Annotated in this window: 18 protein-coding genes; 9 read left to right on the top strand and 9 right to left on the bottom strand. The window is 60.9% G+C overall.

Translation table 11 applies throughout. The annotated features are described in order from the left end of the window. Positions 1-28: 28 nt before the first annotated feature. Together AB8A33_RS23635 and AB8A33_RS23630 are read left to right on the top strand one after the other, a co-directional pair. Positions 29-709 (top strand): DUF938 domain-containing protein, encoded by a 681-nt coding sequence (locus AB8A33_RS23635; RefSeq protein ID WP_439094980.1) that lies wholly within the window; start codon positions 29-31, stop codon positions 707-709. A 114-nt stretch (positions 710-823) separates the two neighbouring features. Further along, complete coding sequence (locus AB8A33_RS23630) at positions 824-2,062, top strand: MFS transporter (protein ID WP_439094979.1); 1,239 nt, start codon at positions 824-826, stop codon at positions 2,060-2,062. Between the two features lie 88 nt (positions 2,063-2,150). On the opposite strand, the gene AB8A33_RS23625 is transcribed toward AB8A33_RS23630, so the two are convergent. Both AB8A33_RS23625 and AB8A33_RS23620 read right to left on the bottom strand, forming a co-directional pair. Continuing rightward, positions 2,151-3,374, bottom strand: coding sequence for an LON peptidase substrate-binding domain-containing protein (locus AB8A33_RS23625; protein WP_439094978.1), 1,224 nt, complete (start codon positions 3,372-3,374; stop codon positions 2,151-2,153). A gap of 221 nt (positions 3,375-3,595) precedes the next feature. Further along, a complete protein-coding gene (locus AB8A33_RS23620; protein ID WP_089262725.1) occupies positions 3,596-4,912 on the bottom strand; it encodes an ActS/PrrB/RegB family redox-sensitive histidine kinase in 1,317 nt (438 codons plus the stop codon). Between the two features lie 109 nt (positions 4,913-5,021). On the opposite strand from AB8A33_RS23620, the gene AB8A33_RS23615 reads away from it, so the two are divergent. From AB8A33_RS23615 to AB8A33_RS23600, 4 genes are all read left to right on the top strand, one after another. Further along, positions 5,022-5,816: an ABC transporter ATP-binding protein gene (locus tag AB8A33_RS23615; RefSeq protein WP_439094977.1), complete on the top strand. Its 795-nt coding sequence runs from the start codon at positions 5,022-5,024 to the stop codon at positions 5,814-5,816. Further along, positions 5,813-6,628, top strand: a complete 816-nt coding sequence (locus AB8A33_RS23610) for an ABC transporter permease (protein ID WP_439094976.1) — start codon at positions 5,813-5,815, stop codon at positions 6,626-6,628. Before AB8A33_RS23615 ends, AB8A33_RS23610 begins: the two co-directional genes overlap by 4 nt. Positions 6,629-6,764: 136 nt before the next feature. Next, complete coding sequence (locus AB8A33_RS23605) at positions 6,765-8,090, top strand: polyhydroxyalkanoate depolymerase (RefSeq protein ID WP_439094975.1); 1,326 nt, start codon at positions 6,765-6,767, stop codon at positions 8,088-8,090. 290 nt (positions 8,091-8,380) lie between these two features. Then, positions 8,381-9,217, top strand: coding sequence for a M48 family metallopeptidase (locus tag AB8A33_RS23600; protein ID WP_315840470.1), 837 nt, complete (start codon positions 8,381-8,383; stop codon positions 9,215-9,217). A gap of 53 nt (positions 9,218-9,270) precedes the next feature. On the opposite strand, the gene AB8A33_RS23595 is transcribed toward AB8A33_RS23600, so the two are convergent. Next, entirely contained in the window at positions 9,271-11,550 is a 2,280-nt protein-coding gene (locus AB8A33_RS23595) for a transglycosylase domain-containing protein (RefSeq protein WP_439094974.1), read from the bottom strand. Positions 11,551-12,469: 919 nt separating this feature from the next. On the opposite strand from AB8A33_RS23595, the gene AB8A33_RS23590 reads away from it, so the two are divergent. Then, entirely contained in the window at positions 12,470-14,668 is a 2,199-nt protein-coding gene (locus AB8A33_RS23590) for a KAP family P-loop NTPase fold protein (protein ID WP_439094973.1), read from the top strand. A 124-nt stretch (positions 14,669-14,792) separates the two neighbouring features. Further along, positions 14,793-15,155 (top strand): hypothetical protein, encoded by a 363-nt coding sequence (locus AB8A33_RS23585; RefSeq protein ID WP_439094972.1) that lies wholly within the window; start codon positions 14,793-14,795, stop codon positions 15,153-15,155. Between the two features lie 97 nt (positions 15,156-15,252). Here AB8A33_RS23585 and AB8A33_RS23580 read toward each other — a convergent pair whose 3' ends face one another. From AB8A33_RS23580 to AB8A33_RS23570, 3 genes are all read right to left on the bottom strand, one after another. Beyond that, on the bottom strand, positions 15,253-16,455 hold the full coding sequence (locus tag AB8A33_RS23580) for an ABC transporter substrate-binding protein (RefSeq protein WP_439096021.1): 1,203 nt from the start codon (positions 16,453-16,455) through the stop codon (positions 15,253-15,255). A 322-nt stretch (positions 16,456-16,777) separates the two neighbouring features. Further along, on the bottom strand, positions 16,778-17,143 hold the full coding sequence (locus AB8A33_RS23575) for a DUF1304 domain-containing protein (RefSeq protein WP_439094971.1): 366 nt from the start codon (positions 17,141-17,143) through the stop codon (positions 16,778-16,780). A gap of 188 nt (positions 17,144-17,331) precedes the next feature. Beyond that, positions 17,332-19,062, bottom strand: a complete 1,731-nt coding sequence (locus AB8A33_RS23570; RefSeq protein WP_439094970.1) for an EAL domain-containing protein — start codon at positions 19,060-19,062, stop codon at positions 17,332-17,334. 231 nt (positions 19,063-19,293) lie between these two features. On the opposite strand from AB8A33_RS23570, the gene AB8A33_RS23565 reads away from it, so the two are divergent. Further along, positions 19,294-19,620: a hypothetical protein gene (locus tag AB8A33_RS23565; RefSeq protein ID WP_439094969.1), complete on the top strand. Its 327-nt coding sequence runs from the start codon at positions 19,294-19,296 to the stop codon at positions 19,618-19,620. 15 nt (positions 19,621-19,635) lie between these two features. Here AB8A33_RS23565 and AB8A33_RS23560 read toward each other — a convergent pair whose 3' ends face one another. The 3 genes from AB8A33_RS23560 to mtgA all read right to left on the bottom strand — a co-directional run bounded on the left by AB8A33_RS23560 (position 19,636) and on the right by mtgA (position 21,602). Continuing rightward, a complete protein-coding gene (locus AB8A33_RS23560; protein ID WP_439094968.1) occupies positions 19,636-20,310 on the bottom strand; it encodes a hypothetical protein in 675 nt (224 codons plus the stop codon). Between the two features lie 257 nt (positions 20,311-20,567). After that, positions 20,568-20,753, bottom strand: a complete 186-nt coding sequence (rpmF, locus tag AB8A33_RS23555; protein ID WP_068732923.1) for a 50S ribosomal protein L32 — start codon at positions 20,751-20,753, stop codon at positions 20,568-20,570. 171 nt (positions 20,754-20,924) lie between these two features. Then, on the bottom strand, positions 20,925-21,602 hold the full coding sequence (mtgA, locus tag AB8A33_RS23550; protein WP_439094967.1) for a monofunctional biosynthetic peptidoglycan transglycosylase: 678 nt from the start codon (positions 21,600-21,602) through the stop codon (positions 20,925-20,927). Positions 21,603-21,676: the final 74 nt, after the last annotated feature.

Below are 21,676 nucleotides of genomic sequence, written 5' to 3'. Positions count from 1 at the left end.
GGATACTGCCCGCAGCAGTGAGGGCCTGATGGCGGAATATGTGGTCGAGTTCGGTCGGGATGGCCGGCGCGTGGAAGATGATGGCCGGCTCGATGCCGCAGCTTTCCATCGCAACCACGAGGCGATCTGGCGGGTTCTTGCGACTTTCCTGCAGCAGTCTTGCGGCGATGTTGTGGAAGTCGGTAGCGGCACCGGCCAGCATGTCATTCACTTCGCTGGACAAACGCCCGACATCACCTGGTGGCCGAGCGACCTCAACGACGCCCATCTCAAAAGCATCGCCGCCTGGCGCACCCATGCGCAATTGACGAATGTCAGGCCGCCGCTACGGATCGATCTCTTGGATCCCGCATGGTGCCCGGAGATGGAGAACGGCAACGGCCCGGCCGCGTTGCTCGCAGTGTTCTGCGCCAATGTCGTTCACATCGCACCCTGGCCCGTCGCCGAAGGTTTGATCGGGGGCGCTGCAAAATATCTGCGGCCGGATGGACGTCTCTTTATCTATGGCCCGTTCAAGCGCGGCGGCAAACATACGGCCGTGAGCAATGCCGTGTTCGATACCAGCCTGCGCGACGGTAATCCTGAATGGGGTGTACGCGATGTCGAGGAGCTGGAGCGGGTCGCGCAGGGCGTCGGCCTTCGACTGGCAGAGGTCATCGAGATGCCGGCCAACAATCTGATTCTGGTCTTCGCCCAGTCTCTCGTCTGATCGGTGCATGGTGCGTGCGCGCTGGCGTGTGTTGATCTGCCGCGGGGCGGTTGTCATAGTCATGGCGAATAAAGGCCCCGGGACGAACCGGGCCACATCCGGGCGGATTTCCCCATGATCGACGCGGCTACCCCAGAGATTCACGATGACGCGCGCGCACGTTCCAACGTGATCAGGCTGGCGGCAGCGCAGGCGCTTGGCGGCGCCAATTCGGCGGTCATCTTCGCCACCGGCGCCATTGTCGGCGCGACGCTGGCGCCGAGCGTGTCGCTCGCGACGGTGCCGATCTCGGTCTATGTTGTCGGCCTTGCCTGCGGAACGTTGCCGGTTGGTATGATCTCCCGCGCCTATGGCCGCCGCGTCGCCTTCATCATCGGCAGCGGCGCAGGAGCACTTTGCGGCCTGCTCGGCGCAATCGCGATCCTGAAAGCATCATTTGCCCTGTTCTGCTGCGCGACGTTCTTCGGCGGCTTCTACGGCGCTGTCGCGCAGTCCTATCGGTTCGCGGCGGCGGATGGCGCCAGCCCGACCTATCGCCCGAAAGCTGTCTCGTGGGTGATGGCCGGCGGCGTATTCGCCGGCGTGCTTGGCCCGCAGCTCGTGCAATGGACCATGGATATCTGGTCGCCCTATCTGTTTGCCGCGAGCTTCGCGGCGCAGGCGGTGGTTGCCCTGATCGCGATGGCTTTGCTCTCGACCGTGGATGCACCGAAACCTGCGCCCGCGGACATGCATGGTGGCCGGCCGCTGCTGGAGATCGTGCGGCAACCGCGCTTCGTCGCCGCCGCGATTTGCGGCGTGGTGTCCTATTCGATGATGAATCTCGTGATGACCTCGGCGCCGCTGGCGATGAAGCTTTGCGGGCTGACGCTGAGCGATTCCAATTTCGGCCTGCAGTGGCACATCGTGGCGATGTACGGGCCGAGCTTCTTCACGGGGGCGCTGATCGCGCGCTTTGGCGCGTCGAAGGTCGTGGCCGCAGGTCTGGCGCTGGAGGCGATCGCTGCCGTGATCGGCATCGCCGGCATCAGCGCGATGCATTTCTGGATCTGTCTCGTGGTGCTGGGCATCGGCTGGAATTTCGGCTTCATCGGCGCCTCCGCACTGGTGCTGGAGACCCATCGGCCGCAGGAGCGCAATAAGGTGCAGGCCTTCAACGACTTCCTGGTGTTCGGCCTGATGGCGGTTGGTTCGTTCTCGTCCGGCCAGTTGCTGGCGAATTATGGCTGGCCCACCGTGAATGCCGTGGTCTTCCCGCCCGTCATTCTCGGCCTGGTGGCGCTAGTCATGGCGGGTTTCGTCAAGCGCCGTGCGATGCAGCAGGCTGCGGTGTTTCCCGATCCTGCAGTCTAACCAAGGCGCATCACATACTCGCCGGCCGGGCGATCATCATCGCCCAAGCCGGCATTTGTGAACGACACGTTGAGATGTCCGGACGTCGTCAGACCGATCCTGTGGCTCCAGTGATCGAGGCAGCGACCAGTTTCTGGGTGATGCCTTGTCCGCTCAGCAGGCGGACAGCCGGACTTCTTGTTTCGGGAAAGATGGCCAGCAGGGTGTTTGACCCTTTCACTTCAGACCAGCCAAGCTCCTGCGCGTGAACTGCAGCACGCTGAGACACACGTACAAATGCTGCCGTCGGCTGGCCATTCTTGCCGGTCTCGATCATGAGATTTTTCAGTTCCTTATCGAGGTAGCGGATCAGGTCGGCTTTCAACGTGCCGAAATCGGCATTGCAATCCCGCAGCACCGCCGCGGCATCGGCGTCGTCGACCAGTGCAAGTAACAGGTGCTCCAACGTTGCATATTGATGACCTCTCTGGTCGGCATATTCGATAGCGCGTCGCCGTGTCGCGTGAAGCGCGGGCGAAAGCGGCAGCGTCGAGAGGTCGATAAGGGCGTCGGCGCTTTTCAGCCTCTTCACTGGATCGAGGGTCGCCAGCAGCTTCTGCTTTTCGCTGATCGGCAGGACGATATGCGAGGCGATGACGTCGGCAACCCGTCCGGGATCGAGGGTTCTCTCCAGCGGCGGCCAAATCGGTGGCACGCGTATGTTGTGAGCCGAAACGTAGCTCTCGAACCGTTTGACTGCCTGCTGGATCAGTTCGGGCTCATCGGGAATAGGACCCTCACTCACGCCTGTAACATCGGCTCTATACGAGCCGGTCTCGTCTACGAAACGCTGAATCACGACGCGTTGACGTCCCTGTGCCAGAACCCTGAGCGTGCCGCCATCAAGCCTTTGAATTTCAAGCAACTGGGCGAGAACGCCGATGTCGTAGATGTCCTCGAAGCCAGGTTCGTCAACAGTTTCGTTCTTTTGAATAGCAAGCACGACCTCTCGCTGTCGCGCGAAGGCATCTTTCAGAGCGAGTATTGTTTTCTCCCGTCCGACAAAAAGCGGGTAGGTCGCTGTCGGGAATGGAACGAGATCTCTCAGCGGAATGGCCGGGTAGCTTGATATTCCGGTTTGAAGTTTGATAGTCGGCACTTCTGGCAAAGGTCGACCGACCTGCAGCATCGCCGACAAGGTATTCCAGTCAGCGACACCCAATATCCTTGATATCAACTCCAGGCTTTCGCTGTGACTAATCGTGACGGCTTTGGTGGCGAGGTTTTCGCGCAGGGACTGCGCCATAGCCTTTGCATCGCGAAAATCGCGCATCTGTTTCGTCCTTTGCATGAGCGAACCAGGAGGCATCAGGTGGTTGCGTTGCTGACCCGGTCGCTCGGACAAAGGGTGTCGGCAAAGGAAGTGATACGTTCACCGTCCCGTTCAGGGCGCAACCGGCAGGTCGTATCAACCAAGATAAAATTGGCTCAAAGGCGTCTAGCTGTCAATGAGGTGCAACTGTCGGCTGCCTTCACGCGGTAGTGAGACTTGTATCAGTCCACATCGGCCAATTGGTCCGCAGTCTCGAACGCGTCGCGCGGCCATGAGATCTGCACCACCGCGCCGTGATCCGGAAAGACACGATTGCTGAAGGTGACTCTGGCGCCGGTGCGCTCCAGCAGCGTGCGCGCAATGAATACGCCGAGGCCGAGGCCGCGATGTTCGCCCTCCTCGGCGGGGCGCCGGCGCGACAGATAGGGCTCGCCGATCCGCTTCAGCAGGTCCGGCGGAATGCCCGGGCCGTCGTCCGAGATCGAGATCACGATACTTTCCGCATTCCACCAGGCGTTCACTTCGACCTGCTCCCGCGCGAAATCGACCGCATTCTCCAGAATGTTGCCGACGCCATAGAGGATCGCCGGATTGCGCATGCCGGCCGGTTCGGGCGCATTGGCGACGGCGATACGTATCTTGATGGCAATGCCAAAGTCGCGATGCGGCGCCACGGCTTCCTCGATCAGCTGCGAGAGTGGCATGCGGTCGAATGGTGCGCCGCTCGAATTCAGCTGCGTGATCTTGGACAGAATCTCGCGGCAGCGTTGCGCTTGTTCGCGGACGGTCTTCAGGTCGTCGGCGAGTTCCGGGTTGTTGTGGATGTTCTTCTCAAGCTCCCGGGAGATCAGGAAGATGGTCGAGAGCGGCGTGCCCAATTCATGCGCGGCAGCGGCGGCGAGACCGTCGATCTGGGTCAAATGCTGCTCGCGCGTCAGCACCAGTTCGGTGGCGGCAAGCGCGTCCGAAAGCTTGCGGGCTTCCTCGGTGACCTGAAACGCATAGAGGCTGGTTACGCCGATGGCGGTCAGGATCGAGAACCAGACACCAAGCAGATAGATCTGCGGCAGCACCAGCGGTTCTGCGGAGTCCCACGGTAACGGCAGATGAAAGAAGGCCAGCACGGTGGCAGAGGCTGCCGCGAGAACGCCGAGCGCGATGGTGAAACGCGTCGGCAATGCCGTCGCCGAGATCAGCACCGGCGCCAGAAACAGGAACGAGAACGGATTTTGCAATCCGCCGGTGCAGTAGAGCAGGCCTGCGAGCTCGATGATATTGAGCGCGAGCAGGGCCGCTGCGAAGAGCGGTTCCAACCGGTGGACCGGATTGAACAGCGTCTGCAGCACGAGATTGAGGGTTGCCGACAGGCCGATGATCGTCACGCAGGGAATGATCGCGACGTCGTATTCAAGGCCCTGCACCACGACGAAGATCGCCGCCAACTGGCCGAGCGCAGCAAGCCAGCGCAAACGCAGGATCGTGTCGAGACGAACATAACGGCGCGGCTGGCGAAAGTCGGAGGCGGAAATATCGGTCATATCAGGACATTAGACGCCCCGGGCGATGACCACAAACCCATGCGGGCTGCGGCCACTTGAAGCGCCCAAGCTTGCCTTCGCCGCCACAATGCCGCATGGAACGGCAGCAATGACGATTGAAGACACCAAGTCAGGTCATGCGGCGACGGTTGATCGCAGTGCTGCGGCGGCGATCGACGTCGCTCATCTCGTCAAATTCTACAAGACCAACCGCGCCGTGGACGACATCTCGTTCAAGATCGCGCGCGGCAGCATCACCGGCCTCCTGGGCGGCAATGGCGCTGGCAAGACCACCACCATCGCCATGATCATGGGGCTGACGCTGCCGACCTCGGGCAAGGTCTCGGTGCTCGGCTGCGCGATGCCGGCGCAATCAGCCGAAGTACTCGGCCGGATGAATTTTGAAAGCCCTTACGTCGATATGCCGATGCGGCTCACGGTCCGGCAAAACCTCACCGTGTTCGGAAAACTCTATGCCGTGCCGGACCTCAAGGGCCGCATCGCGCAACTGGCTGAAGACCTCGATCTCAAGGATTTTCTCGACCGCGCCAGCGGCAAGCTCTCCGCAGGCCAGAAAACCCGTGTCGCGCTTGCCAAGGCGCTGATCAACGAGCCGGAGCTGTTGCTGCTCGATGAGCCGACGGCGTCGCTCGACCCGGATACGGCCGACTGGATCAGGCGACATATCGAGACCTATCGCAGGGGCCATAACGCTACGATCCTCCTAGCCTCGCACAACATGCTGGAAGTCGAGCGGCTATGCGACCGCGTCATCATCATGAAGAAGGGCCGGATTGAGGACGACGACAGCCCGGAGCAGATCCTGCTGCGCTATAACCGTACGACGCTGGAAGAGGTGTTCCTCGACGTCGCGCGCGGTCGCGACCGGGAGCAGGCGCCATGAGCCTCGTAGAGCGGTCACACGGCATCGCCATGCATCGCATCAATGCGATGGTGCTTCGTTACTGGTATCTATTGGTGTCGTCGTGGCCGCGCATGCTGGAGCTGGTCTATTGGCCGGCGCTGCAGATCATCACCTGGGGCTTCCTGCAAAGTTACATCTCGCAGAATGCCGGGTTCTTCGCCCAGGCGGGGGGCACGCTGATCGGCGCGGTGATCCTGTGGGACATCCTGTTTCGCGGCCAGCTTGGCTTCTCCATCTCCTTCCTCGAGGAAATGTGGGCGCGCAATCTCGGTAACCTGATGATGAGCCCGCTGAAGCCGATCGAGTTTCTGATCTCGCTGATGATCATGAGCCTCATCCGCCTCGCCATCGGCATCATCCCGATGGTGATTCTCGCAATGTTCTTCAACTTCAACCTGTTCGCGTTCGGCCTGCCGCTCATCGCGTTCTTCTGCAACCTGATCTTCACCAGCTGGTCGCTCGGTGTCTTCGTGTCAGGTCTGGTGCTGCGCTACGGCCTCGGCGCCGAGAGCCTTGTCTGGACGCTGATGTTCGGACTGATGCCGCTGGCTTGCGTCTACTATCCTGTCTCGGTGCTGCCGATGTGGTTGCAATATGTCGCCTGGGCCTTGCCGCCGACCTACGTGTTCGAGGGCATGCGGGCGCTGCTGTTCGATCACACCTTCCGCGCTGACCTGATGTTGACCGCGCTGGCCATCAATGTGGTGCTGTTTATTGTGTCATTCGCGATATTTCTTGGGCTTTTGAACAGCGCCAGGCGCGCCGGGTCGCTGATCTCCGGCGGCGAATAAGACCATTTATCAAGGGATAACCGCCGTTTTTACCGCCAATGGCCTGAAAGCCATGCATGCGGCGCATTGACGCTTTCTTACGCAGACACCAGTATATACTGCAGTGCGAAAGCAGACGCCAATCAAGTGAGGACAGATGCCGATAGGTGAATTTGGCAGGCCGCCAGCCCTGCCGTCCGAGACGAGCCCGGCTCTGACCACTCCGATGTACTGGATGTATGAGATGGCCTACGCGTCGCTCAGTCCGGCGCGCGCGATGACAGACGCTACCAAGATGCTGTTTCAGAATCCGCTGAATCCGTTCTCGCGGACCGAGTTCGGCAAGTCGGTGACGGCGGGCTGCGAATTGTTCGAGCGCACCACACGTCGCTATGGCAAGCCGGAATGGGGCCTGTACGATACCGACGTGAACGGCGTTCGCACGCCGATCGAAATCCGTTCGGTGTGGGAAAAGCCGTTCTGCCGTCTTCTCTATTTCGATCGCAAGCATCCGCGCCCGTTGCGCGCACCGCAGCCGCGTGTGTTGATCGTGGCGCCGATGTCCGGTCACTACGCGACATTGCTGCGCGGTACCGTCGAAGCCTTCCTCCCGACCCATGAGGTCTACATCACCGACTGGTCGGATGCGCGTCAGGTGCCATTGGCTGCCGGCCGCTTCGATCTCGAAGACTACATCGACTATGTGATCGAGATGTTCCACGTGCTCGGTGGCAACGTCCACGTCCTCGCCGTCTGTCAGCCCGCCGTGCCGGTGCTTGCTGCCGTGTCGGTGATGGAAGCCGAGAACGATCCCTATGTGCCACTGTCGATGACGCTGATGGGCGGCCCGATCGATACGCGCCGCAATCCGACCGCTGTGAACAATCTCGCGGCCGAAAAGGGCATGGATTGGTTCCGCAACAACGTCATCACCAAGGTGCCGTTTCCGCATCCAGGCGTGATGCGCGACGTCTATCCGGGCTTCCTGCAGCTCAGCGGCTTCATCAGCATGAACCGCGACCGCCACATGGAAGCGCACAAGAAGCTGTTCGAAAATCTCGTGAAGGGCGATGGCGACCTCGTCGACAAGCATCGCGAATTCTACGACGAGTATCTCGCGGTGATGGATCTGACTGCAGAGTATTACCTGCAAACGGTCGATACCGTGTTCGTCAAACACGCATTGCCGAAGGGCGAGATGATCCATCGCGGCAAGCCTGTTGATCCGTCGAAGGTCGTCAACGTTGCGCTGATGACCGTCGAAGGCGAGAACGACGACATCTCGGGTCTCGGTCAGACCGAAGCGACGCATATGTTGTGCAGTTCGATCCCCGATGAGCGTCGTGTGCATTACGTTCAGAAGGGCGTTGGACACTACGGCGTGTTCAATGGATCGCGATTCAAATCTGAAATCGTGCCGCGCGTATCCGACTTCATGCTGAGTGCAGCGAGCGGACGACATCGCGCCGCTGCTGCAGAGTGATTCACTACAAGTGCGTGCGATGACAATGCATCGTCATCGCACGCGCGCGACGAATATGCGTGAAGCAAAACCGACGTCACTGAATACGCGATGATCGCGTGTGAGTTGCGATGGCGCGCTTTCTAAGCCCTTGAAAACAGGCGCGGAAACTGGATTTTTCGCCTATTTCTAGCAGCGGTGCGCGATTCACTCCTAGATTCCGAAATTCAGCGTTCTTTTGAATCAAGATTCCTGTTCCGGACCCCATCCGGTAGGGGACAAATCGCCTTTTGACCCCGTATATTGGGCAAATGATTTGTTTTTGCGCCGAGCAATTCCCGTGGCGGCGGTTATGGCAGAATCCGGTCGATCTACTGACGACCGGGACTACTGACATGGCCTTCCGCGCACTTCTCTATCGCCGCCCCACCGAACCAGACACGCTTGCCGTCAAACACGGCTCCCAGATCTTCGCCATACGCCTGCGCAGGCACCGCCGTGCGACGCGTTATACGCTGCGCATTCATCCGAGCGAGCGCGAAGCCATCCTGACCATGCCGCCGCGTGGGTCATTGGCCGATGCGAAGGACTTCGCACAGCGTCATGGCGCCTGGATCGCCGCGCGTCTCGGTCGTTTGCCGAAGGCAGCACCATTTGAACACGGCACAACGGTTCCGCTGCGGGGAACTCCGCACAGGATCGTGCACCGTGCGGGGCGGGGGACGGTGTGGACCGAGACTCGCGACAGCGGCGAGAAGATCATCTGTGTCGCCGGCGATGTCGAGCATATCGACCGACGTATCCACGATTTCCTCAAGCGCGAAGCCAAGGCCGATCTCGTCAAGGCGTCGAACCGCTATGCGGCGCAGCTGAACGTCAAGGTGAAGCGGATCTCGATCCGCGATCAATCGAGCCGCTGGGGCTCTTGCACCACCGAGGGGTCGCTGTCGTTCTCATGGCGTTTGATCCTCGCACCGCCCTTCGTGCTGGATTATCTCGCGGCCCATGAAGTCGGGCATCTCGTCGAGATGAACCACTCGGTGAAGTTCTGGCGCGTGGTCGGGCGGATCTGCCCGGCGACCGAACGCGCCAAGGCCTGGCTCGATACCCATGGCAACGACCTGCATCGCTTCGGTGTGCAGGACTGAGCTCTTGGTCCCGGCCGCGGTGCTGTGCATCGCGTGTCCGGGACGCTCGCTCGCTATCTCCCGAACAATCGCTCCGTCAGCCAGCCATCCAATCCGCTCGCGGCCTCCGGACGCACATTCTGCTGCGGACGCTGACGCTGCTGCGCCGGATAATTCGCTTGCGTCGGCGGCGCGTCGTTGGGCTGCGCGCGAGTGCCGTTATAGACCGGCGCGCTTGGCACATAGCCGCGTTCCGGTGGCGCTGATGGCGACGGTGCGTTCGATCCGGGCAGCAGGCTCGACAGTGCCTGGCCGATCGGATTGGTGCTGAACGAATTCGACGGCGCCAATCCAGGCACAGGCTGCGGCTGCAGGCCCTGATGCGCTGATTTCATGAAGCGCGACCAGATCTCGACGGGCAATCCGCCGCCGGTAGCCTTCTTGGTCGGCGAGTTGTCGTCATTGCCGAGCCAGACGCCGGTGACGAGCTGCGAGGTGTAGCCGATGAACCAGGCGTCGCGGAAATCCTGGCTGGTGCCGGTCTTGCCGGCAGCGTACCAGCCGGGCAGTTCGGCTTTCTTGGCGCTGCCGGAGAGAATGGTCTGCTGCATCATCGTGTTCATGGCAGCCACGGCGCGGGCGTCGATCACCTGGCTCGCCGTCTCCGCCGGCCGCGTATAGAGCGTCTTCTTGCCTTCCACCGTGCGGATGCGGTTCACCACATGGGGCGACACGGCGAGGCCGCCATTGGCGAAGGGCGCATAGGCGCCGACCAGTTCGGTCATCGACACTTCGGAGGTGCCGAGCGCGATCGAGGCATTGGCTTCCAGCTTCGAGGCGATGCCCAGCCGATGCGCCGTGCGCACGACATTCTGCGGGCCAACCTCGAGGCCGAGCCGCACCGCCACCGTGTTCAGCGACATCGACAGCGCCTGGGTCAGCGTCACCGAGCCGAAATATTCGTGGGTGTAGTTCTCCGGCTTCCAGCCCTTGATGTCGATCGGCGCGTCCTGGCGGATCGTTTCCGGCGTCAGCCCCGCCTCGATGGCGGTGAGATAGACGAACGGCTTGAAGCTCGAGCCCGGCTGGCGCTTCGCGGTCACCGCGCGGTTGAACTGGCTCTCGGAGTAGTTCCGGCCGCCGACCATGGCGCGGACCGAACCGTCCGGCGTCATCGCCACCAGCGCGCCCTGCGTCACGTTGAACTTCACGCTCTTGGCGGCCAGCTCGTCGATGATGGCGGCTTCCGCCACGCTCTGCAGCTTGGGATCGATGGTGGTCTCGACAATGATGCTCTCGTCGACCTGGCCGACGAGGTCGTCGAGCACTTCGCCGATCCAGTCGGCGACATAATTCACCGTGCCGGCGCCGACCGGCTTGACGTTGTATTGCGGCACGCCGGTCGCGCCCTTGGCCTGCGCGGCCGTAATGAATTCGGCGTCCTGCATCGCCGCCAGCACGATCTTGGCACGGGCCTCCGCGCCTTCCGGATTGCGGTTCGGCGCAAGGCGCGACGGCGACTTTACGAGTCCCGCCAGCATCGCCGCTTCCGCGACGGTGACGTTCTTGGCCGGCTTGCCGAAATACTTCTGCGCCGCAGCTTCGACGCCGTAAGCGCCGGAGCCGAAATAGACGCGGTTGAGATACAGTTCGAGGATCTCGGCCTTGGAATGCTTGCGCTCCAGCCAGAATGCCAGCTCCACTTCCTGCAGCTTGCGCGCCATGGTGCGCTCCTGCGTCAGGAACAGGTTCTTGGCGAGCTGCTGCGTCAGCGTCGAGCCGCCCTGCGACACGCCGCGATGCATCAGGTTGGTCGCGGCCGCGCGCGCGATGCCGATCGGGTCGACGCCGTAATGCGAATAGAACCGCCGGTCTTCGATCGCGATGAACGCCTTTGGCAGATAGGGCGGCAGATCCTTCAGCGACACATTGGCGCCGGCCTGTTCGCCGCGCGTCGCGAGCACCGTGCCGTCCATGCCGACGATCTGGATCGTCGGCGGGCGCTTGGGAATTTCCAGCGACTGGATCGGCGGCAGATGCGCGCCGACATAGATCACGACGCCGACAATGGCGATCGCTGCCCACAGGCCCAGCACCGCGCCCCAGTAGAACAGCCGCTTGATGCCTTTGCCGAAGCCGCCGCTGCTGCGCGCCTTGCTCGATGTTCGGGATTTCCGCGGCTTGTCGCCGCCGCCATTGGACTCGCGCTTCGGCGCCTGCTTGGGAGTTTTCTTCGGTCGGTCATCGCCGCCGCCGGGCACGCGATCATCCGCCGTGAGGCGCAGATCGGACAGCGCCGCGCCGAGCCCGAAGGTCGGCTCCTTGCGCCCGCTCTTTTTCTTGCCCCACGCCATACGCAAACACCACGCCACCCGATACCGCGAGCCTAGCGGCCGCGGTTTAAGGGGCGGTTACGCAGAAGTTAACGTAAGGGAAACGCGGTTCCCGATTGGGGGCACTGATGCCGTGATGCGTACTGTTGCTGTGCGGAATGTTGCACACGATGGTTCCACAAACTCCGCTGTCGTCCCCGCCTAGCGCGCCAAAGGCGCGCGCGGGGCGGGGACCCATAACCTCCGAGTTCGTGTTGCGCGGCGAAGGCTACGATGTTCTCGCCCTAACTATCTCTGCACGTGTCTATGGATCCCCGCCCCGCGTGCGCCTTCGGCGCACTAGGCGGGGATGACATGCGAGCATGTGGAGCGCGCCCTGTGTCACACGCTGCCGCGGCTTCCGCTTCAACTGTCAAACAGCCACGTCATTCCCTGGAAAAAATTTCACCGCCCACGCGCCGTCCGTATCGCGCCATTGGCGCAAAGCGGGTGGACCAGTTTTCCCCCTCGATAATGAGGGGGATGACGCGCCGAAAGGCGCAAACCTGGTCGTCCTCGCGTGTCGCTCCGGCCTTGCGAAGGCCCTTGCGATCCGCGCATCGCCTTTCGGCGCGCCATCGCGGCTTTTCTGTTCGAGGGACCGTGCTTCCTGGGACGTGGCCTCTGCAGGTTTCCCCGCTTCGGCCTGTCCCAGTCCAGCCGTTTCCGGCAGAGCCCCGTAGTGGGCCCGGACGGTGACCCCCGACCTCCCGAGTCCGTGCTTGCGAGGCACGTCCGCGGGCGCCGCATCCAAACTCCACTTCGAAAGCGCCCTCGAGAAGCGCCCCTCGTGAGTAGGATAGGATGGAATATAATCACAGCTACGGATGTTGTCAATCCTGTTCGGGACAACGTGTACTATTAGCTCTAGCTTCTGTCTCAAAATAGAAGGATTCGTACGATGCTATCGAGCGATCGCCCTATCGCCAGTGAACATGACGACGTGCTGGGATTCTCTCAGTTCGCCGATGCGTTAGCCCGATCACTAACCGAGATGGCGCCGGACGAAGGGATTGTCGTATCGATCGAAGGGGCCTGGGGAGCAGGTAAGACAAGCGCGCTTAGACTAATTGAGCGTCGCATCATTATTCGCGAGTTGGCGCGCGAGAGCGGTATTGCAGTTGCAGACCTAGTTGAACGTGAGTGGTCTGCCGTTGAGGTCGAATGGGAAGCCTTCCATGGTAAGAGGAAGACCCATTTAATTCGCTTCAATCCATGGAATTTTAGCGGTCAAGAGAACTTGGTGCGCGCCTTCTTCGGTGAAGTTGGCGCCGCCATTGGTCATTCAGAAAATGGGGCAATATCGAATGCAATTAAGAAGCTAACGGCCTACCTTCCGAGCGTAGGTGTAGTTGCTGGTGGTGCTAGTGCGCTAGCAGCAGGTGGCGTTGCGGCGTTTGGCGTTGGTAGCGCGGCCGGGCGAGCCGTCGGTGAAGGCATTCAAAGCTTTGCTTCAAAAACATCGAGCCTTGAATCTTTAAAGCGTGATCTTGCTGTTGCTCTTAGAGAATCTGCGAAGAGAATCATCATTGTAATTGATGACGTCGATCGGCTTATGCCCTCTGAAATGAGATCGATCTTCTCGCTCGTCAAAAGTCTGGGTGATCTGCCGAATATTCTTTACGTTCTATCCTTCGACAGGAGTGTGGTGACGCAGGCCATGGGAGCCGGAGTAGATCGCGTTGATCCGGATTTCCTCGAGAAGATTATACAAGTGCAGGTTAAGTTACCGCCTCCTTGGCAGGCGGAGATACGAGACCTCTTCTTTCAGCGCCTAAATTCCGTCATTGGCGATACGGAGCCGAACGATTCCGAGAGATGGCAGATGGCTTTCTTTCAGGCGGTTCTGCCCTATATTCAGACGCCGCGGGATGTATCACGTATCTACAATGCGATGCAGATCATATGGCCGAATGTTGCAGGTGACGTTGATCTAACGGATCTTGTGATTCTAACGTCGTTGCAATTGTTCGAGCCAGGAGAGTATGAGAAAGTTTTCGACAACATCGGGGAACTGTCTGGCGAAAACTGGACCTTCAAGGATGAGAAAGAATTTTCCTCTGGCTTCGAGCCGAGAAATGCGAGGAATCCACAGGCGGCGAAGAAGGCTCTCGCTTATCTCTTCCCCGCACTTGCAAAAGGTTGGAATGAGCACATTGGCGATATTCCCTACTTAAAAAAGCGCGAACACAGAAGGATATGTACTAAACAATACTATAGAAATTATTTTCTGTTTGGGCGCGACCCAAGCCGACAATCTAAAGCTGATATTGAAGCGTTACTTTCGGCGGAGGATGTAAGTGAGAGGCTTCCCATTTTTCTGAGGGAACTCGCTCAGAGGAATGTTGGCAAGCGGAACCCACCTGTCGCAAACTTTTTGGAGCAGGTCTTCGAGACTGTGCACGTGAAGCCACTATTGTCCGAGGAGACATTAAGAACATTCCTCGACGTTAGTGATGAGCTGATCCAAAGGGAGGATAAGGTCTGGGAATTCTTTGTGGAGGATAATCTTCAGAGGTTGGAATCTATTGCCGTGCATGGCCTCACTCCACTCTCTGCGACTGAGAGGCTGAAAAGGCTTTCAATTTTAGAAGCACATCCTAGAGGAATCACGCTTGCGAGCAACGCTGTAATCCGTCTTGCGGGTCAGCATGGTCTTTATGGAGGCGAGGCCACTTACGGCGATGATTGTTATATGGGACGCGAGGAAGCTATCAATGCGGCGGAGATGATCGCAACCAGGATCAGCGGCATCGCTGAGAATGGTGAGCTTCTTCAACTCATTCGGCCCGTTCGGCTTATCTTCATTTGGCGATCGATCGCTGGTGTTGAACCAGTTAGAGAGTGGCTAATGAAAGAGATCGCCGTTGATGATTCTGTTTTGCGGTTAGCTCAGGTTCTTGCAAGCACGTCATATCGTACAGTTGGAACGACTAGGTCAGAGGTTAGAATTTTTAATGCAAAGACATTCTCCGAATTGATTGACGTCCCGCACTTCAAGGAGAGACTTTACAGTGCCGCGCAGAATGCTGGCTCGGACGAGAGCCGTCGTATTCAGAGTGAATTTCTTGAGGCTGAACTGCGAGGCAGTGAAGAATAATTGATTAATCAGATCGAATCATCCTGTCGCCTCATTGGTTTCACCAAACCACCACACCTATTCCAGACCTTCCGCACACTTCGCCGCTACTGCTTCGCTCCTTCCCAACCGGAAAGGAACGACCATGCGCATCATCACAGCGACGGCCATCGCGGCCATTCTCTCGCTCGGCACGCCGGGTTTCGTGCTCGCACAGGGAGCTGCGACCCCCGCTGAAAATGCACCGGCTAAATCTGGCGGGCAGACCAGCGCGAAGATTTCCAGCATCCAGGTGGTGGATGTGAAGCAATTGCCGGACGCGGTGAAGGCTCAGGTCGAGGAGGTCGTGTCGAAATCCAGCGAGGAAGACCTGAAGGCGCTGCGCGCCTCGATCGACGCCTCGCCGGCGGCTGCCAATGCGCTCAAGGAAAAGGGCATGAGTTCGGCGCAGGTGGTGGCGATCAATATCGCCGATGGCGTGCTGACGATGTTTGCGAAGACGGCGTAAGAGGGCATGAACGCGTAGCGCGGATTACGCCTCGCTAATCCACCCTACAAAAAAGCCACGCGCAGGGGATCCCGCGCGTGGCTTTGTCGTTTGCAGCCTAACCCGCCGAATCATCCTCGATGATCGGGCCGAACAGTTCCCAGCGCTCGCCGTTGAACTTCATCATCTGCAACTGCTTGTTGACGCGATAGTCGGTGGGCGAGGTCGAGCCGACGATGCCCGGCAGGTTGAGATCGAAGACGAGGCCGGAGAGCGAGGTCGCGACCTTCATCACATTGGCGCGGGTGAGATCGTCGCCGCAGCGCTTCAGCACTTCCACCATCAGCTGCGCATTGCCGTAGCCATAGGTGTTGAAGTTCGAATTCTTGTCGCCGTCGGGATAGTATTTCTCCATGAAGGCGAAATAGCGCTTCATGCCGGCATCGTCTTTCCACTGCGGATCCAGCGGGTCCTTGCCGTAATTGGTCGAGATCAGCCCCTTGGAATTGTCGAGGCCTGCGGGCACCAGCACCGCGCCCACCGATGTCGCGTTGATGTCGACGATATGGGTCGGCTTCCAGCCGAGATCAGCGACCTTCTTGATCGCCTGCGCCGCGAATTTCGGCGTCGAGGCGTTGAACAACAGGTCGGCGCCGGAGGACTTCAGCTTGACGATCTGCGAGTCGATGGTCGGGTCGGTGAGTTCGTAGGAGGCGTCCGAGACGATCATCGACGCCGCCTTGTCGCCGAGGCCGGCCTTCATGCCGGTGACATAGTCGCGGCCGAGGTCGTCGTTCTGCCAGAGGATGGCGACCTTGGCGGTCGGATAGTTCTTCAGGATGTATTTGGCGTAGATCCGACCTTCGGTCTGATAGTTCGGATTGTAGCCCATGGTCCAGGGCGAGCCCTTGGGGTCGGTGAAGCGCGTCGCGCCGGTGGCGGCCCAGAGCTGCGGCACGCCCTTGGTGTTGAGATATTTCTGCACGGCGGCGTTGGACGGCGTGCCGATGATCTGGAAGGTCAGCAGCACCTCGTCGGATTCGACCAGCTTGCGCACCTGCTCCACGGCTTTCGGCGGCGAATAGGCGTCGTCATACTGAATGAGCGTGATCTTGCGGCCGTTGATGCCGCCCTGCTCGTTGATCATCTTGAAATAAGCGAGCTGCGTCTTGGAGATCGACGAATAGGCCGAGGCGGGGCCGGAGAACGGCACGGTCTGGCCGATCTTGATCTCGGTGTCGGTGGCGCCGGGATCGTATTTCTTCTGCGCGAAGGCCGATGTGGCCAGCAATGATGTGGCTGTCAGCGCAATGGCTGCCATTCCGACGAATTTGGTCGACGCGGCGAAACGGTGAAGACGCGTAGTTCTCATGTCGTTGCCTCCCTGATGATATGTCACTCGACAGTCGTTCCCGTGCGGGCGCCGTCGTTATCGGGGAGTGTGAGGCAAGGATTTTGAGTTGGCAAGGCGAGGAGATAGGCACACGGCCGTCATTCCGGGGCGCGCTCTTGCGCGAACCTCAGCCACTCCAATTGGAGTGGCGGGGAATCTCAGGCGGCTCTATCACTTCGGGATTCCGGGTTCGATCCCAGCCGGCTGTGCCGTCTGGTCTCGCCCCGGAATGACGAGTGTGTGGCGGCGCTTACTTCGCCAGCCACAACACGATCAGCGCCAGCGCCGCCGGCGCGGCCTGCACATAAAGAATGCGTTTGCTCACCGTTGCTGCGCCATAGGCACCGGCCACGATCACGCAGAGCAGGAAGAATGCCTTGATCTGGAATGCGAAGGCTGGCGCCGAATGCAGTAGGCCCCAGATCAGACCGGCGGCGAGGAAGCCGTTATAGAGGCCCTGATTGGCGGCGAGCACCGCGGTGATCTCGGCCTTCTCCGGCGTGTTCCTGAAGGTCTTCAGGCCCTGCGGCTTCTGCCAGAGAAACATTTCCAGCACGAGAAAATAGATGTGCAGCGCAGCGACCAGCGCGGTCAGAAGATTACCGATGAATGTCATGTAGTGCCCCCAATGTCCTCAACTGTCATTCCGGGGCGGGAGCGCCTCTTGGGCGCTCACGAACCCGGAATCCCGATGTGTTCATACTATACTGAGATTCCGGGTTCGCCCGCAGCTGTCGCTGCGTTCGCCCCGGAATGACAGCGTGTGGCCGCGTTCGCATGCGTTTTGCGTGGACGCCGCGTGCGTTACCCCACCGCCGGCTTCGGCAGCGGTGCCGGGTCCAACCACGGACGCGCGGATGATGCGAGGCCGGTGAGGCGACCCTGAATGTAGTCGCAGCCCCAGTCGCGCAGCATCACGGCGGACGTTTCGTCCTGCACCCATTCGGCGACGGTCTTGATGCCGAGCCGGTGACACAGATCGATCAGGGTCTGCACGAAGGCGCGGTCGTCGGCGGAATGCGCGATGTTCTGCACGAAGGCGCCATCGATCTTGACGATGTCCACGCCGAGCTTGCGCAGGTTGCGGAACGAGGTGTAGCCGGCGCCGAAATCGTCGATGGCGATGCGGCTGCCGAAATTCTTCAGCCGCGTGACGAAGCCGCGGACGTCGTCGAGGTCCTGGATGGCCACGGTCTCGGTGATCTCGACGATCAGCCGCTGCGCGACGCCGGGATGCGCACGCATCATCGACTCGATGGAGGTCCACCAGTCCGGGTCCATCGTTGTGTCCGGCGAGATGTTCAGCGAGAGCTGCACATCCGGCGCGGCGGCGAGCTCGGCGACGACGAGTTCGAGCACGCGGTGATCGACCAGCCGGATCAGCCCCAATTTCTCGGCCACCGGCACGATATCCGGCGCCAGCAGTAACTGTCCGTCATCCTGCTTCATGCGCACCAGCGCTTCATAGAAAGCGGGGGTGCGGCTGTCGGCATGCATCACGGGTTCGAAGGCCGTGACGATGCGGCGCTCGTTCAGCGCGGTCACGATCTCGTCGGTGACGCGGATATTGACGCGGCGCTGCGCATCGCGCTCCACATTGGGCCGCCACAGGGCAAAGCTGCCGTGGCGGCGGCGCTTGGCGCCGTTCAGGGTTTCCTGCGCGCGGTTGACGGCTTCGTTGACGTTCTGCGCATAGCGGGGAACGCTGACGGCGCCGATGGTAGCGGTTACCGAGACCGGGCCGGACTGGGTCGGAATGACGTCGTCGCGGATGCCGACCAGAAAGCGCTCGGCGGCGATGGTGGCATCGTCAACAGTGCAGTTCTTCAGGATCAGGCCGAATTTATTGCCGGAGAAGCGACCCATCACGTCGCCGCCGCGCAGCCGCTGGCGAATCCGCTTGGCGATCTCGACGATCACTTCATCCGCGATATCGAAGCCGAAGGCGTCGTTGATCCGGGCCAGATGATCTATGCCGATCAGCATGAAGGCAAAGGACGAGCGGAAGCGGGTGGCTTCCTCGATCGCCTCGGCGAGGGATGCCAGAAGATGCGCGCGATTGAGTTCGCCGGTGACGGGATCGTGCTGCGCCAGTTTCAGCAATTGCTCGTCGCGGGCATGGCGTTCGTTGTTGATGCGGACGACGCCTTCGACGCGTATCGCCTTTCCCGCAGTATCAGCGCGGCAATTGCCGCTTTCCTCGATCCACAGCACGGCGGCGGTGGTCGAGGCGCGTAGTCCGTATTCGATCCGGTAGGTGCCGCCGCCGGAAGCGAGTGCCTTGGCCAGTGCCTCGGTGCGAATGCTGCGCTGCGGCTCAATGAGAGTCGCCAGCTCGGCGCCGCTGGCAATGGTCGCGGCGGGAATATCGGTGAAGATCGCGCTCGCCTGGTCGGTCCAGGTGATCCGGTCGCTGGCGATGTCCCAGATGAAAGCGGCCTGGCCGAGTGCGGCCAGAATCTCTGCTGCCTGCGGCTCGGAAACGCGACCTGCCTGCGAGGAAGAATCGGCGCTCTGGGAAACAGCGGATGTCAAAGTCGCCTCGTTTTGGGACGCCGTCGGGTGATTCGCCCCCCGACAATACGGCTCAGATCGCCACAATCGTTAGTCAAAGTTCCTAAAGACTTAAGAAAGTGTAGCCGGGCAGGCCTTCGCAGACCTGATCAGGCCCGGATTTACGTTGTGGAGAGCCGCGGCACGACCCTTGCGACGCAGAGGGTGGAGGGGCAACCCTCGTCCCGAATTGAGACGCGAGCACTGTTAACGATGTCGATTTCCGCGACCCGAGCTTACGCCACGACGCCGCATCCGATGCGGCGCGCGGGCGATTTCGTGGTCGAAAAAGAGTCGGTCATCGTGGAGGCTGTCGCGCTGACGCGGCTTGAGCCGGTTCAACCCAGCGCGCCGGTGTCGTCGCGCGTAGCACGGCCCGATGCATCCTTCATTGCGCATCTGATCGCGACGGCCGAACAGGCGCCGCAAACCCGCGAACTACGTCGTGCAACTGTCGCCGATGTCGAGGCGGCCTATCGGGCGGTGGCGAACACGAATGCGGTGGGATCGGCGATCAATCGCACGCAGCGTACGGCCTGACTCGGCACTCCCCGCTTACGTCTTCGGCTTGTTGTCAGGCGATGCCACGCCACCCGGCTGCAAATCCGGCGACGTGATTTGCGGGGACGTATGCGCCACGACTTCCGGCGGGACCGGGGTCGATTCGAGCTTCGGTTCGATCCGTTCGAGCTTCTCGACCTTCGGCTCCGGACGATCGGTCAACACGGCTTCGGCGACGGACGTCGCGGCCGGAACGGGAGCAGGAGTCGGCGCGACCGGTGCCGGCTCGTAGCGCGGGGCTGGCTCGGCGCGCACCGGCTCCGGTGCATAGACCGGCGCGGCGACGCGGCGCGGACGCCGGGCGCGGAGCGAGATGCCGGCGAGGAAATCCACCATCGCCGTCAGGGTGATCAGGAAGAAGGTCGCATTGCCGAATTTCGGCAGCATCACGAATTCGGCAGCAGCAGCGCCGAACACCAGCAGCGACAGGAAATGGTCGGTGAAATATTTCGGCGCCGGGCGCGCGGCGCGCATCACTTCGAGCCACAGCAAGAGAATGCTGAGCGCAACGAGCAGGTCGTTGAGCGTCACCATCCAGATGTCTTTCGACATCAGCGTGATCGGGAAGAGGGGGATTGGGCCCGACAGCGCGAGGTCGGGCATCAGGAAGGCGATGATGTTGCAGATCGCCACTGGAATCAGCAGCAGCGGGAAACCGATCGACGCCATCGAAGGCCTTCTTTGCGAGCGAGAGAACCAGAACGTATGTGGGCGATGCAGGACATCACCAAGGTGACGCGCGCGCATCACCGGGACAACGCATTAGCTCCAGAGTTGGAGCGAATTCGGGCGGAAGACCAGTTCAGAATTGTTGTCTGAACAGCTTTCTCGACTTGCCCGCTGGCGCTTCGACCCGCCTGACCCGGACCTTACATGGACGAGCGAAGGCGGCGCCACCTGACGTGGCGCTGCCCTCCATCCAGTGGTCAGGATTCTTTCTTCACCTTCAGAACCTGACGACCCTTGTACATGCCGGTCTTCAGGTCGAGGTGGTGCGGACGGCGCAGTTCGCCGGAGTCCTTGTCCTCGACATAGGTCGGGGTCTTGAGCGCGTCAGCCGAACGACGCATGCCACGCCGCGACGGCGATGTTTTTCTTCTCGGAACGGCCATAGGAAAGATCCTTGATTCTTTGGCAGATGGTTTCGATCGGCGCCCGGTGACAGGCGGCCAGCACGGATCGCGCGGGCAAAATCGCTGATAAGGGCCGGCTTATAACGGAATGACGACGACATGGCTAGGGCGGGTGTCCGAGAATTTTGCGCGATATACGCGGCAAAAGCCTCAAGAACCGCGGTTCTCCAGCCAGCAGCGTTGTAGCTCAGCCGCCTGCGCCCGCGCCATATAGGTTCCCGCCAAACGCCGCACCCCCGGCCCCGGCGTCCGGGCGCTGCGGGTGACCGGATTGGGCAGGATCGCCGCCAGAAGCGCAGCTTCCCGGGCCGACAGGCTGGAGGCGGGCCGATTGAAGGCGTATTCGGCGCCGGCCTGGGCGCCAAACTGCCCGGATGGGCCCATTTCGGCGATATTCAGGTAGATTTCCAGGATCCGCTGCTTGGACAGGACCAGATCGACCCACATGGCCAGCGGGATTTCGAGGCCCTTGCGGATCACGCTGCGGCCCGACCACAGGAACAGGTTTTTCGCCACCTGTTGGGTGATAGTGGAACCGCCGCCGGAGACTTCGCCGTCCTGGGCGTCCTCAATGGCATTTTGCAGGGAATCCCAGTCGATGCCGCGATGGCTGCAGAATTTGGCGTCTTCGGACGCCACCACGCTGCGTGGCAGCGCCGGCGACATGGTCTTGAGATCAACCCAGGTCCGCTGCACGGGGGAACCGGTGATCCAGCGCCAGGCCATCAGCGCCGAAATCGGCCGGCCGACGGCATAAAGCGGCGTCAGCAGATAGGGCAGCGCGAGGAGCAGGATTCCGATCAGGATGAGGCGGCGGATGAGGCGCAAGAGGGCGTTCCCGGTCGGAGCTATGCCGCTGATAAAGCGGGCTTTCCCCGCTCTTTTCAAGCCGGTTAAGCTTG

Source organism: Tardiphaga sp. 813_E8_N1_3, from assembly GCF_051811025.1.
Classification (GTDB): domain Bacteria; phylum Pseudomonadota; class Alphaproteobacteria; order Rhizobiales; family Xanthobacteraceae; genus Tardiphaga.
The sequence above is the reverse complement of the archived record's forward strand: the minus strand, read 5'-3'. Positions and strand labels throughout refer to the sequence as shown.